This is a genomic window from Candidatus Accumulibacter sp. ACC003 (genome assembly GCF_907163085.1).
GTDB lineage: Bacteria > Pseudomonadota > Gammaproteobacteria > Burkholderiales > Rhodocyclaceae > Accumulibacter.
In genome coordinates this window covers 393,555-411,498 of the sequence record NZ_CAJQTX010000007.1, presented here as the reverse complement: position 1 = coordinate 411,498, position 17,944 = coordinate 393,555, and the positions used below count along the sequence as shown (strand labels likewise).

Here is a 17,944-nt window from a genome sequence, read left to right as displayed (position 1 = left end):
CGATTGCGAGCCTTGCGAGACCGACTGCAGTCGGCGGTGGTCAAGCTGCCAATGCCGGACGGTATCGATCATTTCGAGGCACCGATCGCTCTGACCGGCGCTGGACGACGCAGGCGCGCACCGCTATGCTCGCGGATGGCGATGGCCGGCAAGTCGTCGGGCGCCTGCGGTCACTGCGCAGATAGCGCGCGGAGAATAAAATACACTCGCCAACCTGCAAAGAACACGAATCACGCGAGGACCACCATGAGGTACCTTCACAACAACGCGCAGAGCGCCGACTACTTGCGCCAGGCCATCAAACGGATGACCCAGCAAGAGACTGCCCTGCATCCCCTCAGCTATGCAATCTGGTACGAGTACGTGGCGCGCCTCAACCCGGACCTGCAGACGGCGATCGACGCTCGGCTCAAGGAGTGTGGCAAGCTGAACGAGGAGGCGACCTGCGCGCTCTATCACCAGCACGTCGCCGAACTGGACGCGAAGACCGCGCTGCGCATCGGCAACAGCGTCAGTGATCTGGTCGACCAGGTGTCGGCGTCGGCCACCGACGCCAGCGATCAGGCGTCGCGCTTTGGCAACTCGCTCGAGAGCTGGAGCGGCGCGCTGGGCCAGTCGGCCGGCGACCTCGCGGCCGGTGTCGAGGACATCCTGCGCGGCACGCGTGCCATGCAGAAAGCGATCGGCACACTACAAGACAGGCTGGAAGAGAGCAGCCGCGAAGCGCAACAGCTCAAGGAGGAAGTTGCCCGTGCCCGCCAGGAAGCCCTGATCGACGCGCTGACCGGACTGGTCAATCGCAAGGGCTTCGATCTGGCCATGAGCGCTTGCCTGCAGCAGCCCGCGACCGCCCACGGGCCGTGCCTGTTGATGATCGATCTGGACGCCTTCAAACGGATCAATGACGCGCACGGGCACGTGTTCGGCGACACGGTGCTGGCGGCTGTCGGCGAGATCCTCAAGGCCAACGTCAAGGGCAAGGACACCGCCGCGCGCTACGGCGGCGAAGAATTTGCCGTCATCCTGCCGCAGACACCGCGCGGTGGCGCGCTCGGCCTGGCCGAAGCGCTGCGCGCGCTGGTCGCCGCCAGCCGGATCAGGAGCAGCGCCAGGAACGGATCGATGATCGGCAATATCTCGGTCTCGATCGGTGTCGCTGATCATGTCGCCAGCGAGTCGGCTGCGGACTTCATCAGCCGCGCCGACCGCGCGCTCTACGCCGCCAAGGCGCAGGGGCGCAATCGCGTCGTCCTGGCAGCACGCCCGGCGGCCGAGGCGTTCAGCACCTAAGCCGACACGCCGGCGACTGCCGTACCCCTGGCCGTCCCGACACTTTTTGCCCCCTGGTTGCCAGCCGCGCCCGAATTCGGGTCACAGCGCGGCTTCGACAAGGCAAATCGTAGTCACAACAGCTTGTTCACCGGTCTCGAAAGCCGTATACTCTCGCCCGCTTTCGGCCAATGAACTTGGCCTTGCAGCAATTTTCGCACCACAGCCCGCCCCCGCTTGAGGATCCGTCAGGTATGAATGACAACGACTTGATGCACACTCTCGCCAGGGAAGGCGTCATTCAAGTGGCAGGGCTGCTGCCGCTGCTCATGCAGTTCCGCCGTGACGTCTGCTTTGGCGTCAAAGGGCTTGACGGACACTACCGGCTGGCCAACCCGGGTATGGAGCGACTCCTCTGCCAGGGCGGCGGCGACCTCCCCGGCAAGTCGGAGAGCGAGCTCGTGCCGGTCGATCTGCGGGAGGCGCTCGAACGTTGCGAACAGCGCATCCGCGACGGTGCCGCGACAGCCTCCGAGGAGATCGAGCTGGCGCTCAACGGGCAGCCAGGGCTCTACCTGTGCCTCAAGTTTGCGATCCTCGGAGCCGACCAGAAACTGCAGTCGATTGCCGCGATGATCTGCGAAAGCTCGGCCCCTCAAATAGGCACGGCGCTACAGCAGCGGCTGGACAGCCTGCAGCACGCCAATCAAAAATTGCAACGGGAGGTCGTCGAGCTGGAAGAAGCCGCCGGCACCGACAAGCTCACCGGCGCCTGGAACCGGCGCCGACTCGCCGAGTACCTGCTTGGCGAAATGGCACGTTTCGAAAGATATCAGCACCCGCTGAGCCTGCTGATCCTCGACATTGATTTCTTCAAGGCGGTCAACGACCAGCACGGTCACGGCACGGGCGATCAGGTGCTGCAGTTGTTGACCCAGCTGCTGCAAAGCGGCCTGCGCGGTACCGACGCGCTAGCGCGCTGGGGTGGCGAAGAATTCGTCGTCCTGTGCCCCGACACCAATCGGACAACGGCCGCGATGCTTGCCGAACGCTTGCGCGAGCTGATTGCCAACGCCCGTTTCCCGGTCATCGAGCAGCTGACCATCAGCATCGGTGTCGCCGAATGCGGCGCTGGCGAATCCTGGGACGAGTGGTTGCAGCGCGCCGACGAAGCACTCTATCGAGCCAAGGCCGGCGGCCGCAATCGGGTCCAGCTGGCGGCTGCAGCGAATCAGCCTGATGGCGCCGCCGACACCAATGACTACGTGCTCGGCAATTTCGTCCAACTGGTCTGGCGGCCGGCGTACGAATGCGGCGACGAAGCCATCGATCACGGTCATCAGCTGCTCTTCGCGGATGCCAATGAACTGCTGTCGGCGATTCTTTCCGGGCACGAGCCCGAGCAGGTTGACGCGATAGTCGACCGACTGCTGGCCGATCTGCGCAAGCACTTCCAGGATGAAGAGGCGATCTTCGTCGCCGCCGCTTATCCGGACGCTAGCGCACACATTGCCATGCATCGCCAGCTGATCGAGCAATCGCTGCAAATGGCCGCCGCTTACCACGCTGGCACGCAAGGCGTTGGCGACGTCTTCAAGTTCCTGGCGCACGATGTCGTCACCAAGCATCTGCTCGGCAACGACCGCAAGTTCTTCGACCACCTGCGGCGCAGCAGGGCGGCCAGCGCCGACGCTGGCTAACGCCGCTGACGGCCGCCATGGCGCCGACGGAAAAGCCTGCGCTCAGCCGCAGCAACGACCGGCGCCTATTTTTTTACGGCGTCCCTGGTGGCTTCCCTGGCAGCCAGGGTGGCGTCGGCGGCGCGCCATTCTGGCCGCGACGGCGACATCCTTGGCGGCCGACGGTAGCGCTTCGCCGGCTCGCGACAGCCGCCCGGCAAGCGCTGTCGCCGCCTTTACCGGAGACCGTCCCGGCATGCGACGAGCCTTGAAAGGATGTTCATGAGTCCGCGCGTGCATCTCGAGCCAGCGCTTGCCGAGGCCTTGCGCGAGCTGCTTGCCGGCAACGGCGACGGTGACCGCCGCTCGGCGGCGACGATCGACACCGTCAGCGAAATCGGCGGCGGCTCGATCTCGCGAACGTTGCTGGTGGCGAGCGGCAAGCGGCGCTGCTTCGTCAAACTGCATGACGCCGCGCTGGCCGACATGTTCACCGCCGAGGCCGACGGCCTGAACGCGCTGACCAGTTGCCCGGCGCTGCGCGTGCCACGCGTCGTCGGCCACGGCGTCAGCGGCCGACACGCCTACCTGGTCCTGGAATATCTGCGTCTGCACGCGCTTGCCGAAGCAGGCGACGCGGCGCTCGCCGGCCGGGCCCTTGCCGAACTGCACCGCATCCAGGGAACGCGCTACGGCTGGCAGCGTGACAACTTCATCGGCAGTACGCCACAGAGCAACGCCTGGGATGACAACTGGCCTTCGTTCTTCGCTCGCCAGAGGCTATTGCCACAACTGCTGTTGGCCGGACGTCATGGCCAGCACAGCAGTCTGGTCGCCAAGGGCGAACGCCTGGCGGCAAAGCTGCAGCTGTTGTTCGCTGGCTATCAGCCGCCAGCGAGTCTGCTGCACGGCGACCTGTGGTCCGGCAACGCGGCGATCGACGACTCGGGAACGCTGGCACTGTTCGATCCGGCCGTGCACTTTGGCGACCGCGAAGCCGATCTGGCGATGAGCGAACTCTTCGGCGGCTTCCCGAAACGCTTCTACGCCGCCTATTACGAGGCCTGGCCGCTCGCTGATGGTTTCGCGCAGCGCCAGACGCTCTATCAGCTCTACCACGTGCTCAATCACCTGCAGCTGTTTGGCAGCAGCTATCTGCGTCAGGCCGAACGCATGCTGAGCATGCTGTTGGCCGAGATCGACGGCTAATCAGCAGCCGGCGCGGTGGCTTGCCGACGACCGGCAAGCGCCCTGCCCGGCCGGTGCGAACGACTGGCGACGATGCCATTGACGTCCTGACGGCAAGGCCCTAGCATGGCCTGCCGGCCGACTCCGGCGATTACTCTTCCGGAGACGCCGATGGACGTGGCGACAAACGACGCAGGCCAACGGGTCCGCCATTTCCGGCAGATCCTGATGTGGCCCCTGCAACTGATGCCGCTGGCCGACGGCGGACCTTTCCAGAGCCATAGTCAGTTGCTCGACCGGAGCGACGCCGACAACCCGTGGCGCGAACTTGCCGACGAGTTCAGCGGCGACCCCGAACAGTTTCACGAGCGCCACTACAGCGAGTTTGTCACGTTCCTGCCTTACGTCCAGCGCTTCCTCTACGGTGAAGGCGGTGGCCAGAAGGGGAGCAGTTCGCGCGACGGCGAATCGCCGATCCGCATCTTCCGCCGCCATGACGTGGCCAAAGTGCGCATGCTCTTCAAGGACCGCGACGAGGCTATCGATTTCGACATCGCGCACCTCGACCTCTACTTCTTCTACGACATCGAGGTGCTCATTCTGGTCGTCGAAATCTTCGCCGACGACCTCGAACTGCGGCAGGTGCACGACACGCTGTACCGTTTCGGACGCGCCTATCCACCGTCTTGGGACGACGATGGCAGCGGCAGCCACTGCCTGAAGCGCAGCGAATGGATCGCGCCCGACGGCCGCGTGCTGGCCGCTTCAGACTACGAGAAACGCAGCAAGTACCTCAGCTCCGTCTCGCGCTTCCGCGCCCCGTGCATCGCGTCGCACTGGGAGTTCCTGCTGCGCCCCCTGGTGCTGCACCACTCGGACGAGGAAGGGCTGGTCCGCTATCGACAGATCGAGTATCACCGCATGCCGCTCCTCGCCTACCTGGCGATGGACGACCCGCGCACGCTCAGCCGTGACGACTTCGCCCGCCTGGTGCTGATCACCGGGCCGGGGAAGATTGGCGCGCCGCCCGCGTCCGACCTGCCGCTTGACGATTTCGAGGCACGCTATTGCTACGACCGCTACTGGCACCCGCAGGCCGAACAGCCGGGCAGCCGCCTGCTCTCCTGCGGACACGCGGTGGTCATGGTCGGCAGCGCCCGCGACGCCTACTTCAGCGGCCTCGAGGACGGCCTGCTCGGACAGTTTCGCCACCAGTTCTTCCTGCTCGCCTTGATCCCGCACTTTCACAAGGCGGCCTTGCTGATGCTCTCCGACCGCCTGGTGACGGCGCTCAATCACCTGCGCATCGGCGACGCCGAATCGGTCAAGGAATTCAAGCGCGCGATTCGACAAATCCTCGAAGTCTTCCTGCGCTTCACGCATCGCTACTGGTTCTACGAGATTTCCGACCAGGCCCAGGCCCGCGCGATGTTCAAACTGACCAGAGAACACCTCGGCAGCGAGCGCCTGTACACCGAATTGCGCGAGGAAATCCAGGACATGAGCCAGTACCTCGACAGCGACAGCCTGCGTCGGCAGTCCAATACGGTCGTCCGCCTGACCGTGGTGACCACCGCCGGCTTGATCGCGACGGTCACCACCGGCGTCCTCGGAATGAACCTGCTCGACGCCACGCACGCTCCCTTGGCCGAGCGACTGGCGCTTTTTGCGCTGGTCGCCGTGCCGTCGACGCTGCTGACCGGTTTCGCCATCGCCAAGTCGAAAGTGCTTTCGAATTTTCTCGAAGCGCTCTCCGACGAACGTCTCTCGCCGCGCGCCAAACTCGCCGCGCTGACGGCCGTCTGGCGCCGGCCACGCCCGCCCGACGGCGGCTGAGCCAACGCTCACTGGCGACGCCCAGACGTCGGTCGCGACGCTGCCAGCCGGCGATGATCGGCGGCCAGCTGCAGCGCTGCTGCCGCAGCCGCTCCGGCGTCATGAATCTCGTCCCGTGCGTATCCATGCCCTCGCTGTCGAAGAGTCGCTGACCAATCTCAACACCTCGGCCGATGGCCGCAGCGTCGGCGAGGCCACGCATGTCGGCATTGCCATGGGCGTCAACGGCACCGACGTCACCAAGGCAGCGGCCGACCTGATCCTGCTCGACGACAACTTCGCGAGTATCGTCGCGGCGATTGAGGAAGGTCGCGCGGTGTTCGATAATATCCGCAAGTTCCTCACCTACATCCTCAGCTCGAGTATCCTCGAGATCGTGCCCTACCTCGCTTTCGTCCTGTTGCGCATCCCGCTGCCGCTGACCATCATCCAGATCCTGGCCGTCGGCATGGGTACCGATATGCTGCCGGCGCTGGCGCTCGGCGAGCGGCGGCTGTCGTGGGCGCCGGTCGCCCGCGCCGACCTGTTCCTCGGCGTCCTCGAAGCCGCGGCGGCGATGGCCGGTGGCTTCACTGGCAATCGCTTGCTGCAGCTCGGCATCACCTCCGAGCTGGCGGTGATTCTGTTGATCCTGGGCACGCCAGCCGGCAACCGGCTAGTCGGTACGCCACCGATCGACCGCTCACCCTGGCTGCTGGCAGCCGCTTGCGCGCTGCTGATGTGGGCACTCGAAGAGCCGCACAAGGCTTTCGTGCGGCGCACCCCGAGGAACTGAGCGATGTCATCGATACGGCCAGCACTGATCGAAGCACTGCTCGACCCGGCTCGCTATCCCGACCCGGCGACGCGCGTCGACCTCGTCGAAACGCACGCCTCGTGGTTGCTACTGGCTGGTTCCTTCGCCTACAAGATCAAGAAGGCACTGCTCCTGCCTTTCCTCGATTACCGCACGCTGGCCCAGCGGCAAAGCTGCTGCGAAGCCGAGCTGCGCTTGAATCGCCGCTTTTCGCCGGACCTCTACCTGGCGGTGGTGCGCATTACCGGATCGCCGGCGGACCCGCATATCGACGGCGCGGGCGCAACCATCGAGTTCGCCGTCCGGATGCGCCGCTTCGCCGAGCGCGGCCGACTCGACCATCTCTGCAAGCGCGGTCAGCTCAAGGTGCGGCAGGTGTCGGCGCTCGCCACCGCAGTCGCCGATTTTCACCAGCAGGCCGCAACGGCGCCGGCAACGACGCGCTTCGGTGAGCCGGCGCAGGTCCTGGCGCCGGCGCTGGCGAACTTCACCGAGTTGGCGTCGCTGCTCGGCAGCGACGATGAGCCGCTGCGACTGGCGCAACTGGCTGCCTGGACCCGCAACGAATTCGACCGCCTGGCGCCACGCTTCACCGCCCGTAAAACCGCCGGCCGCGTTCGCGAGTGCCACGGCGACCTGCATCTCGGCAACCTGGTATTGATCGACGAGCGCGTGCGGCTGTTCGACTGCATCGAATTCAGCGAAGACCTGCGCTGGATCGACGTCGCCAGTGAAATTGCCTTCACCTACATCGACCTGATCGACCAGGGTCAGCCAGGCCTCGCCGGCTGGCTGCTCGACGAGTGGCTGGCGTGCAACGGCGACTACGACGCGCTGCATGTGCTCCGCTTCTACGCCGTCTATCGCGCTTTGGTCCGCGCCAAAGTGGCGGCCATCCTGGCGGCGCAGACCACCGGCGATCTGAGCCGCGCGCGCCATTATCTGGCACTCGCCGAAGGTCTGGCGAAACCGCCGACGCCGCGGCTGATCATCACCCATGGCGTCGCTGGTTGTGGGAAGAGCCGAGCTTCGCGGCGGCTGCTGTTACGTGACGCCGCGGCAGCAACGCTCCGCCTGCGCTCCGACGTCGAACGCAAGCGCTTGTTCGACCTGGCGAGTGCGGCTAGCAGCGGCTCAGCGCTTGACCGTGGAATCTACGCGCGCGACGCCAGCGAGCGAACGTACCGCCGCCTGCACGAGCTGGCGCAGGAAATGCTCACCGCCGGCTGGTCGGTGATCGTCGACGCGAGCTTCCTCGAAAGCTCCCGGCGCGACGATTTCCGGGCGCTCGCGACGCAGCTGCGAGCGCCTTTCTTCATCGTCGCGCCGCAGGCCACGCCAGCGGTACTGCGGGCGCGCGTTCGCGGCCGGCTGGCCAAGGGGCGCGACGCGTCCGAAGCGACGCTCGCCGTACTCGCCCAACAGCTATCGCGTATCGAAGCACTACGCGCCGACGAACGCGACCGTCTGCTGTAGAGCCAGCCGCGGCGCCGCGACGAGCGGCGCGGCGCCAACGACGCTGGCAAAGGCGCGTTGTCGGCTGCGGCAGCTCGCCGGGCGGTAGAAGTGTCGAAAAATCTTACACCGACCTTCCTTCAACTCAGCAACGACCCGCTCACATAGATGGTTTAATGCTTTAATTATCTGCATAAAGAAACTGGCAGGCTTTTTGCTGGTGAATTGACGGCGCCAGCCGGAAGCAACTCGCGCCGCCGCTTCTTGGCACGACAATTTCGTAAAACGGATCGTGGCGGGGATTTTCATCGATCTGCACGGCAACCCACTTCGCGCCAGCGGACTCGGTCGGCGCTGCGGGGCAAGCCAAGCCAGCAAATCGACCGCCGCACAAGGAATCACGGCTCGCAGGCAACCGCTTCAACAAATTTTCTATCAATATGCATCTACTTGAAATAAATGATGATTAGCCACACGATCACGCCTCTCGGCCGCTTCTGCCAGAGCGCCCGATGCACGTCCAAAAGACTACGCAGAATCGCTTTCTCGCGTAGAATGCGGGCGTGCCGTGGCAGCACGCGTCGTGGACAGAGTGGGGGAGTACTATGAATATTCTCAATAATTGGAAAACCCTGGAGCTGATTACCCGTGAAGGCGAGACCCTGGTATGCATTGAGGGGCGGGTCTACGGCAAGAATCCACGCTTCCCATCGTCCTCGCACATCAGAACGTCGCCGGTCACGGGTTACAGCTTCGAGTCCAATTCGATGGTCGTGATGACCCGACGCGGCTCGGAATATCTGTTGGGCAAACCTGACTCGTCAGAGACCTTTGCCCAGCAGCGACTGATGCGTCGGCTGTCACGGCTCGGGCAGAAACCGTCGTCAAGCTTCAATGAGCTTGAAACGCAACTCACGGACTACAGCGAGTACCGCAAGGCCGAAGACGCCAAGGCGAACTGAACTGCCGCTGCACCACCGCGCGGTTCGACAGCCTGCCAAGCGCATTCCGCGGGCTTTTCCGAACGCTCACAACCGCGCCATCGGCGCGCCGATGGCTTCTTGTGCCGGCGCCGCGGCCAGGGACACCAATAGCGGCGCGAAAAACCGCTCCTCTGGACAATCCACGGCCCAATCGACCATTCGCTTGTCACGCGCCGACGATCGGCGCTGCTCCCAACCAACAAATTGAAGAGCCGCCGAAGACCAGCGGAAATGACGGTGGGGACCGAAGTCCCCACCGATAGCCATTCTGTTTATTGGACGGCTACATCCTCAGCAGGCCTTAAGCGGCCATTGCGAAACGCTCATCGTTGGCGTTTGTGGTTTTGCGCGGATTACGTCCGTCGCCTCTCGAGTCGCCTGCTCGCCATCTGTCACCCTGTCGAAACCAGTGCACCCCCATAGTGGTGGAGGTGGCGGGAATCGAACCCGCGTCCAGAACGCTTCCGGTTTGCCGGAATTACGACTATGCGCCGCATTATGGGCGCAGCCAGCCCGGAACTCAAGAAGTAAACGCTTCAAGGAGCAAACGATTACGGCGACGCCTCAGGGCGCTTGAAAGCCTCACGAGGACGCCGCCGGCTGCGCATGGCCGGTCAGCATTGCCACCGCCGCCGGCAATCGCCCCCGGCCTCGGCCCCCTGACGCCGGCCGTTCGGCGCCTGGCGCACCGATTGCTAGCGCAAAGATATGGCATCGTTCCAGCAGCGCCAATCGGCGCGCTAGACCTGCATATTCATGACGTCCTGGTAGGCCGAGACGAGCTTGTTGCGCACCTGGATCATTTCCTGAAACGACAGGTTGGCCGTCTGCAAGGCGATCATCACCTCGTGCAGGTTCTCGGTGCCATTGCCGCCGGCAAAATTTGCCGCCATCGCTTCCGCCTGCTGCTGCGTCTGGCTGACCTGGGCAATCGAATTCTGCAACACCTGCGCAAAGTCCGTCGCCCCTGCAGGCGGGCTCTGCGCCTCGGCAACACGACCGCCAGCGGCTACCGAGCTAGCTCGCAACGCACTCAGCGCCTGCTCAATTCCCTTGGTGTCCATTCTTTTCTCCACAATCGGCTCAATTTGGCAAAGCAAAAAATGAGCCAGCCGCCCTTTAAACCCGAACAAGCGGTCAACTCTTCAGAAACCCTTCCAGGCGGTATTGCCGCAACTTGTGTCGCAAGGTTCGCTCCGACATCCCCAGACGCTGCCCGGCCAGGGTTCGGGAACCACCCGCAGCGGCCAGCGTTTCCAGGATATGGTCACGCTCGACTTCGCGCATATTGTCGCCTTTTCGGGGAGCCGCTGGTGGCCGCGCCGCAACCCTGGACAACACAGCGCTCGCCGGTCGCGGCACAGCCGTCGGGTCGACCGGCCCCCTTGCTGCCAGATGTAGGGCATCGAGATCGACAGCGTCGCCGGTAGCCAGAATCACCGCCCGCTGCATGACATTTTCCATCTCACGGACATTACCGGGCCAGGGATACTGCCGCAGCGCCGCCTCGACGGTTGCCGAAAGACGCAGGGCGGGACGGCCGGCGCGCCCGCCATGTTCGGCGAGGAAGTGGCGCGCCAGCGGCACAATGTCCTCTGGTCGCTGCCGCAGAGCCGGAATCAGCAGCGGGAAAACGTTCAAGCGATAGAACAGATCCTCGCGAAAAAGTCCTCTTGCGACGGCGTCGGCCATATCGCGATTGGAGGTGGCAACGACCCGGATGTCGAGGACCACCGGCTGCTTGCCGCCGACCCGCTCGACCTCCCGCTCCTGCAGCACACGCAGCAGCTTGGCCTGCAGGAGAAGCGGCATTTCGGTCACTTCGTCGAGCAGCAAGGTGCCGTGCTGCGCCAGCTCGAACTTGCCCGCCTGCGCCTGTTGAGCGCCGCTGAAAGCGCCCTTCTCATAACCGAAAAGCGTCGCTTCGAGCAGACTGTCCGGGATGGCCGCACAGTTGATGGCGACAAACGGCCCCTTCCGCCGCGTTGAGTTGCGATGAATGAAGCGCGCCACAACCTCTTTGCCGACGCCGCTCTCGCCGGTCAGCAGGACGGTACTGTCACTCTGCGCAACGCGCTTGGCGAGCGCGAAAAGATTGCTGCTGACCGGGTCGCAGGCGATGATCCGATGATCATCGTGCACTTCCGGCAGCCGATAGCGCGTGACGTGATCGAGCAAGGCCTTCGGCTCGAAGGGTTTGAGCAGGAAATCGCAAGCTCCCGCGCGCATCGCTTCGACGGCGCGATCGACGTCGGCGAAGGCGGTCATCAGGACCACCGGCAGGTGCGTAAAGCGGCGACGAATTTCCTTGAGCAAGGCGATGCCATCGATCGGCACCATGCGTACGTCGCTGACCACCAGCGACACCGGGCGCCGGCCGAGAATCTCCAGAGCCTCCTCGCCGCCGGCAGCGGCGATCACCGACTGCTCAGCCAGTTCAAGGGTATCGCAGACCGCTTCGCGCAAAGCGGCGTCGTCTTCGACGATCAATATCGGCAATCCTGACGCCATCCGCTTCACATTTCCTCTAGTCGCCCGCCGCCACTTGTGCCGGCAGCATGATCACGAACTCGGACCCTTCGCCGGGTACCGAACTGAGCTGCATGCTACCACCATGGGCGCGCGCTACACCCAGCGCAATCGCCAGACCGAGCCCGGTGCCCTGGCCGCGGGTAGTGAAGAACGGTTCGAAGACGCGAGCCTGGATATCGGGCGCCATCCCGGCGCCGGTATCACGCACGCCGATGCGCAGCAAGCCGCCGACCAGTGTCGCCGCGAGTGTCACTTCGCCGGCGACCGTGCACGCCTGCAGGGCATTTTCGAGCAGATTGACCAGAGCACCGACCAGTGCCTTGCGGCTGCCGATAACCACCGCCTGATCGGCGTCGCAGAGCAGGCGGAAAGCGACGCACTTGTCGACGAACAAGGGCTCGACGGTCTGCGCGGCATCGCTCAGCAATTGCCTGACGGCAGTGGTATCGCGGCCGATGCTTTCGCCGCGGGCGAACAGCAACACCTCCTGAATCAGTCGCTCGAGGCGCTTGAGCTGGGCGGTGGCCTTGCCGGCGAAGCGGATGCGCGCCGCGTCGGCAAGCTCCGCTTGACCGAGATTGGCGCTGTAGAGCAAGGCCGTTGCCAGCGGCGTACGTAACTGGTGGGCCAGCGACGCTGCCATTTCGCCCATCGCTACGAGACGCTGATTACGCTCCAGATCGGCCTTGAGGCCGTGCGCGGCCGTGACATCGTGGATCAGCAGAATGCGCCCGCCGGTCGAATCGAGCGGGCTTTCGACGATCGTCAGGCGCCGCGAATCGAGTTGCCACTCGTCCGGCGCCTCGGTGGCCACCAAGCTGGCCTGCGCCAGCGCAGGCCAGGCTTGGCCGAGCATCGCCGGGCCAAACATCCGGGTCGCCGCCGGGTTGGCGTCGCTGACGCAAGCACCGCTGTCGAGGACAACGACGCCGGCCGGTAAGGCCTTGAGCAACAGCGAAAGGCGTTCGGAAAGCGCCTCTTTCTCTTCGTACTGGCGACGCAACTCGCCGTTGGCGACGGCCAGTTCGGCGGTCAGCGATTCGACACGCGCCTGCAGTCCCTGATACGACTGCGTCAAAGCCAGCGAAACCTGATTGAAAGCGTCGAAAGCGCGCTGCAGCTCCTGCGCCTTCACTTCCTGGCCCGGCGATGGGGCGACTTGGCTCATCGGATGGAAAGTCCCTGGCGGTAAACGGCTACAATAGCAGAGTAATTGTCATCTTTTTTTGCCTTTCGCCCGCTTTATCGCGGGCTTACACCGTATCGCGCGCATGGCGGCAGCCGGAACCGAAACCACAGATGCAGTAGGCGCGGGCAATCCGCTCGATCGCGTTCGCGAGGCGCTGGCGCGTTTGACCGACCGACAAAAAGTGGTGCTGATGGTTTCGATCGCCGCCGTCGTCGCCCTGCTCGTCGTCGCTGGCAGCATGCTTAAACAAGGCGAATACAAGATCCTCTTCTCCAACATCGGCGAACGCGACGGCGGCGCCATCATCGCCGCTCTCGAGCAGATGAACGTTCCCTATCGCTTCAACGACTCAGGCAGCGCCATCCTGGTTCCCGACAGCCGCGTCCATGATGTGCGCCTGCGCCTCGCCTCGCAGGGGCTGCCACGAGGCGGCGCCGTCGGCTTCGAATTGATGGAGGCGCAGAAGTTCGGTATCAGTCAGTTCGCCGAGCAGGTCAACTATCAACGCGGCCTGGAGGGCGAACTGTCGCGAACGATCCAATCGATCGCTGCCATCCAGTCGGCACGCGTGCACCTGGCCATTCCGAAACCGAGCGTCTTCCTGCGCGAAGAGCTGAAACCATCGGCGTCGGTTCTGCTCCGCCTCTATCCCGGACGCTCTCTGGATCCTGCCCAGATCGCCGGCATCCAGAATCTGATCGCGGCCAGCGTGCCGCAGCTGGCGCCGAGCAGCGTCACCCTGCTCGATCAGAGCGGCGCACTGCTGTCCCAGATGAAGAGCAAGCTGCTCGAAGCCGGCCTCGATCCAACGCAGGTGAAGTACATTCAGGAAGTCGAGGCGAGCATCATCAAGCGCGTTGAAGACATCCTGGCGCCGATTGTTGGTGCCGACAACGCGCGCGTCCAGATTGCCGCCGACATCGACTTTTCGCAAAGCGAACAGACCGCCGAAACGCATCGGCCGAACACGACGCCACCAGAGATCAGCATTCGCAGCCAGCAAACCAGCGAAACGGCGAGCACCAACCCGAGTGCACAGGGCGTCCCCGGGGCGCTCAGCAATCAGCCGCCGACGCCGGCCAGCGCCCCACTGACCCGGCCGGCGGTCGCTGGTGCCGGCGCAGCCGCAACGCCGACGCAGCCCTTGCCCGGGCAAATCGATGCCGCCGGCGTGCAGGCGCCGATCGCCAGCGTCGGCCAGCCACTCAGCACCAGCAAGAACTCGACGGTCAACTACGAGGTCGACAAGACGATCCGTCACATCAAGCACGCGGTCGGGATGATCAAGCGCCTGTCGGCGGCGGTGGTGGTCAATCAACGCCAGGAAATCGGCAAGGACGGCAAAGCCGTCAGCAAGCCGCTAGCCGACGCGGAACTGAAGCAGATCAGCGATCTCGTCAAGGAAGCCATGGGTTTCAGCAAGGATCGCGGCGACACCATTTCGGTAGCCAATGCGCCCTTCACCGCGATCGAAAAAGCCGACGAACTGCCGCCATGGCGCGACCCCGAAATGCTCACCCTGGCCAAGGACCTGTTCAAGTATGCCGCCATCGCGGCGATCATCGCCTATCTGTTGCTGGGCGTCGTCCGGCCGCTACTGAAAACGGTCCTGCAACCGAAGGAAGCGGCCGACAAGACCCTTGGCGGCAGCATCGACCTCCTGGCCGGTGAAGAAGGCGGCGGCGAAGGCGAAGGGGAGCAGCACCTGCCGACGCCCGCCATGCTGCTCGAGAAGAAACTCGCCGACGCGCGCGCGCTGGCGCAGGCAGATCCGAAGGCCGTAGCCAACATTATCAGGGACTGGATGGGGACCAATGCCAACGGATGACGGCGTCGAGAAAAGCGCCATTCTGCTGATCGCTCTCGGTGAAGACTACGCCGCCGAAGTCCTCAAGCACCTCGGTCCCAAGGAAGTGCAGAAGCTCGGTCACGCCATGGCGGCGCTGCGATCGGTACCGCGCACACGCGTCGACCAGGTGCTCTCGGAGTTCCAGGCCACCGCCGAGGAATCTGCCGCGGTGCACGTCGATACCGATGCCTACGTGCGCTCGGTGCTCACCAAAGCCCTGGGTGACGACAAGGCATCGAACCTGATCTCGCGTATCCTGCAGCCCGGCGACACCAATGGCATCGAGGGGCTCAAGTGGATGGACGCTCCGACGGTAGCCGACCTGATCAAGAACGAGCACCCGCAGATCATCGCCACGATTCTCGTTCACCTCGCCCATGACCACACCAGCGAGATCCTGAACCAGTTTTCCGAGCGACTGCGCAACGACGTGGTGTTGCGGATTGCGACGCTCGAAGGGATTCAACCCGAAGCCTTGAGGGAGTTGAACGACGTCATGCTGCGCCTGCTCTCGGGGTCGGCCAGCGTCAAGCAATCGGCGATGGGTGGCGTCCGGACGGTCGCCGAAATCCTCAACTTCATGGGCACTGCCAACGAGACCTCGGTGGTCGACTCGATCCGTGAATACGATCCCGACCTGGCGCAGAAGATCCTCGACGAGATGTTCGTCTTCGAGAACCTCCTCGAACTCGACGACCGTGCAATCCAGCTCCTGCTGCGCGAAATTCAGTCCGAGTCGCTGATCCTGGCGATGAAGGGCGCCACCGAATCGCTGCGCGAAAAGATCTTCAAGAACATGTCGCAGCGGGCGTCCGAAATGCTCCGCGAAGACCTCGATTCGCGTGGCCCGGTGCGCCTTTCCGAAGTCGAAGCCGAGCAGAAGGAAATCCTCAAGATCGTCCGCCGCCTCGCCGACGAAGGCCAGATCGTACTCGGCGGCGCCGGTGGCGAGGAAATGGTCTGAGCACGCATCGGTCATGAGCAACTGGATTCCCAAGGAGCAGCTGACCGCCTACCAACGGTGGGAAGTCGCCGCTTTCGACGAGGAACAGCAAGCCGCCGCCGAGCCGCCGCCGGCTGCGCCGTTGCCAGCGCCGCCAGCGCCAGCAGCCGACGAGCAGCCGGCAGACGATGGCGCTGCGACCGACGGCGAACTGCAGGAAACGCCGGTACCCCTGCCAACGGCCGAAGAAATCGAGCGCATGCATCACGAGGCGCACGAGGCCGGCTACGCGGCCGGCTACGCGGAGGGAATCGGCGCCGCGCAGACGACGGCGACAGCAATGTCGGTGCTGCTCGACAACCTGGCCGAGGCGCTGGCCGACGTCGACCAGGGCGTCGCCGAGCAATTGCTGACCCTGGCCATCGAAGTCGCCAGCCAGGTCTTGCGGCAAAGCCTGCGAGTCAAGCCCGAGCTGCTCTTGCCGGTAGTCCGCGAGGCGGTCAGCACGCTTCACCACCAGCACGGGCAGCCGTTGCTGTTTGTTCACCCCGACGATGCCAGCCTGGTCCGTACGCAGCTTGGCGAACACCTCGCGCACGTCAACTGGCGAATCGTCGACGACGCGACGCTGACGCCTGGCGGCTGTCGCGTCGAACTGGGCGCCAGCGAAGTCGATGCAAGCCTGGAGACGCGCTGGCGCCGGGTCATCGAAAGCATCGGCATCAGTCAGGAGTGGCTGGAGGCCCGGGCCGCCGAGACGCCGTCGAAAAGCAGCGGAGAACCCGGTGAGTGATCGCTCGGAGAACTCGCACCTGGCCACCTGGCGGCGCTTTCTCGATGACTGCGGACAGGCCACCAGCCAGGTCAATTCGCTACTGCCGAGCGGCCACCTGACGCGTATCAACGGCCTGGTCATGGAGGCCTCCGGGCTCAGGCTACCGCTCGGCAGTTCGTGCCGGATCATGCCCATTGGCGGCTCGCCGATCGAAGCCGAAGTCGTCGGTTTCAACGGCGAACGGCTGTTTCTGATGCCCTCCGAGGACGTCTACGGCCTGCCGCCAGGCGCCCGCGTGGTGGCCCTGGAGGCTCCTAAGCAGCCACCGCGAATCGATCAGCCACCGCCCGCACGGCGGCGCTCGATCGACCGCGCGAAGCTGGTGCCGGTCGGTGAATCGCTCCTCGGCCGCGTCCTCGACGGCGCCGGCCGGCCACTCGACAAACTTGGCCCGCTGAACGCCAGATCGCTTCGCCCACTCCAGAGCCGCCCGGTCAACCCGATGTCGAGGGCAGCGATCGAGCAGCCGCTCGACGTCGGCGTACGCGCCATCAATTCGCTACTCTGTGTAGGCCGTGGCCAACGGATGGGCCTGTTCGCCGGATCGGGTGTCGGCAAGAGCGTGCTGCTCGGCATGATGGCCCGCTATACCGAGGCCGACGTCATTGTCGTCGGCCTGATCGGCGAACGCGGTCGTGAGGTCAAGGAGTTCATCGAACAGATTCTTGGCGAACAAGGCCTGCGCCGGTCGGTGGTCGTCGCCGCGCCGGCTGACGTCAGCCCCTTGATGCGCCTGCAGGGCGCTGCCTACGCAACGTCTATCGCCGAGTACTTTCGCGATCAGGGCCGGCACGTCCTGCTGATCATGGACTCGCTGACGCGCTACGCGATGGCCCAGCGCGAGATTGCGCTGGCCATCGGCGAACCACCGGTGACACGTGGCTACCCGCCATCGGTTTTCGCCCGCCTGCCGCAACTCGTCGAACGTGCTGGCAACGGCGCCGACGGCGGCGGCTCGATCACCGCCTTCTACACCGTCCTCGCCGAAGGCGACGACCAGCAGGACCCGATCGCCGATTCGGCACGCGCCATCCTCGACGGCCACATCGTGCTCTCGCGGACGCTGGCCGACGCCGGCCACTATCCGGCGATCGATATCGAACAATCGATCTCGCGGGCGATGGTCAACCTGGTCAGCCCGGCGCACCTGGAGCAGATTCGGCGCTTCAAGAATCTCTTTTCGCGCTATCAGCGCTCGCGCGACCTGATCAGCGTCGGTGCCTACGTCGCCGGCTCCGACCTGCAACTCGACCAGGCCATCGCCATCTACCCGCGCTTCGAAATGTTGTTGCAGCAAAGCCTGGCGCAACGTGCGGACTTTGACAGCAGCCTGGCGCAACTGCACGCCTTGTTTGCGGCCGGCGCCTGAAAGTCGGCGTGAATTGATCGC

Annotated in this window: 14 protein-coding genes, 1 other RNA gene and 1 pseudogene; 11 read left to right on the top strand and 5 right to left on the bottom strand. The window is 64.5% G+C overall.

The features are described from left to right. Positions 1–246 precede the first annotated feature (246 nt). The 6 genes and pseudogenes from QZ656_RS17270 to QZ656_RS17245 all read left to right on the top strand — a co-directional run bounded on the left by QZ656_RS17270 (position 247) and on the right by QZ656_RS17245 (position 8,244). Complete coding sequence (locus QZ656_RS17270; protein ID WP_291994556.1) at positions 247–1,290, top strand: GGDEF domain-containing protein; 1,044 nt, start codon at positions 247–249, stop codon at positions 1,288–1,290. 233 nt (positions 1,291–1,523) lie between these two features. Continuing rightward, positions 1,524–2,969 carry a diguanylate cyclase gene (locus tag QZ656_RS17265; RefSeq protein WP_291994555.1) on the top strand — a complete coding sequence of 482 codons (1,446 nt, stop codon included), beginning with the start codon at positions 1,524–1,526 and terminating at the stop codon, positions 2,967–2,969. A 255-nt stretch (positions 2,970–3,224) separates the two neighbouring features. Continuing rightward, positions 3,225–4,157 (top strand): fructosamine kinase family protein, encoded by a 933-nt coding sequence (locus QZ656_RS17260; protein ID WP_291994554.1) that lies wholly within the window; start codon positions 3,225–3,227, stop codon positions 4,155–4,157. 150 nt (positions 4,158–4,307) lie between these two features. Further along, positions 4,308–5,972: a hypothetical protein gene (locus QZ656_RS17255; RefSeq protein WP_291994553.1), complete on the top strand. Its 1,665-nt coding sequence runs from the start codon at positions 4,308–4,310 to the stop codon at positions 5,970–5,972. A gap of 202 nt (positions 5,973–6,174) precedes the next feature. After that, positions 6,175–6,747, top strand: a pseudogene (locus QZ656_RS17250) (cation transporting ATPase C-terminal domain-containing protein); the annotation flags it as partial. Between the two features lie 3 nt (positions 6,748–6,750). Continuing rightward, positions 6,751–8,244 carry a bifunctional aminoglycoside phosphotransferase/ATP-binding protein gene (locus QZ656_RS17245; protein ID WP_291994552.1) on the top strand — a complete coding sequence of 498 codons (1,494 nt, stop codon included), beginning with the start codon at positions 6,751–6,753 and terminating at the stop codon, positions 8,242–8,244. On the opposite strand, the gene QZ656_RS17240 is transcribed toward QZ656_RS17245, so the two are convergent. Further along, the gene (locus tag QZ656_RS17240; RefSeq protein ID WP_291994551.1) at positions 8,212–8,532 is read right to left on the bottom strand and encodes a hypothetical protein; all 321 of its coding nucleotides are present in this window, start codon (positions 8,530–8,532) and stop codon (positions 8,212–8,214) included. The two genes, QZ656_RS17245 and QZ656_RS17240, sit on opposite strands and share 33 nt — an antisense overlap. A 296-nt stretch (positions 8,533–8,828) precedes the next feature. Between QZ656_RS17240 and QZ656_RS17235 the strand changes: the two genes are divergently transcribed. Beyond that, positions 8,829–9,185: a hypothetical protein gene (locus QZ656_RS17235; RefSeq protein WP_291994550.1), complete on the top strand. Its 357-nt coding sequence runs from the start codon at positions 8,829–8,831 to the stop codon at positions 9,183–9,185. Positions 9,186–9,438: 253 nt separating this feature from the next. Here the strand turns inward: QZ656_RS17235 and ssrA are convergent. From ssrA to QZ656_RS17215, 4 genes are all read right to left on the bottom strand, one after another. After that, positions 9,439–9,743, bottom strand: a transfer-messenger RNA (tmRNA) gene (gene ssrA, locus QZ656_RS17230). Positions 9,744–9,946: 203 nt separating this feature from the next. After that, positions 9,947–10,270, bottom strand: a complete 324-nt coding sequence (fliE, locus tag QZ656_RS17225) for a flagellar hook-basal body complex protein FliE (protein WP_291994700.1) — start codon at positions 10,268–10,270, stop codon at positions 9,947–9,949. 73 nt (positions 10,271–10,343) lie between these two features. Then, positions 10,344–11,717, bottom strand: a complete 1,374-nt coding sequence (locus QZ656_RS17220; RefSeq protein ID WP_291994549.1) for a sigma-54 dependent transcriptional regulator — start codon at positions 11,715–11,717, stop codon at positions 10,344–10,346. 16 nt (positions 11,718–11,733) lie between these two features. Then, positions 11,734–12,906, bottom strand: coding sequence for an ATP-binding protein (locus QZ656_RS17215; protein ID WP_291994548.1), 1,173 nt, complete (start codon positions 12,904–12,906; stop codon positions 11,734–11,736). A 184-nt stretch (positions 12,907–13,090) separates the two neighbouring features. On the opposite strand from QZ656_RS17215, the gene fliF reads away from it, so the two are divergent. Genes fliF through fliI form a run of 4 tightly spaced genes read left to right on the top strand, consistent with a single transcriptional unit; the run spans position 13,091 to position 17,923 of the window. Then, positions 13,091–14,755 (top strand): flagellar basal-body MS-ring/collar protein FliF, encoded by a 1,665-nt coding sequence (gene fliF, locus QZ656_RS17210; protein WP_291994547.1) that lies wholly within the window; start codon positions 13,091–13,093, stop codon positions 14,753–14,755. Continuing rightward, on the top strand, positions 14,742–15,740 hold the full coding sequence (fliG, locus tag QZ656_RS17205) for a flagellar motor switch protein FliG (protein WP_291994546.1): 999 nt from the start codon (positions 14,742–14,744) through the stop codon (positions 15,738–15,740). The genes fliF and fliG overlap by 14 nt, the downstream gene beginning before the upstream one ends. A 13-nt stretch (positions 15,741–15,753) precedes the next feature. Next, positions 15,754–16,512 (top strand): flagellar assembly protein FliH, encoded by a 759-nt coding sequence (locus tag QZ656_RS17200; RefSeq protein WP_291994545.1) that lies wholly within the window; start codon positions 15,754–15,756, stop codon positions 16,510–16,512. Between the two features lie 19 nt (positions 16,513–16,531). Next, a complete protein-coding gene (fliI, locus tag QZ656_RS17195) occupies positions 16,532–17,923 on the top strand; it encodes a flagellar protein export ATPase FliI (protein WP_366522191.1) in 1,392 nt (463 codons plus the stop codon). Positions 17,924–17,944 lie beyond the last annotated feature (21 nt).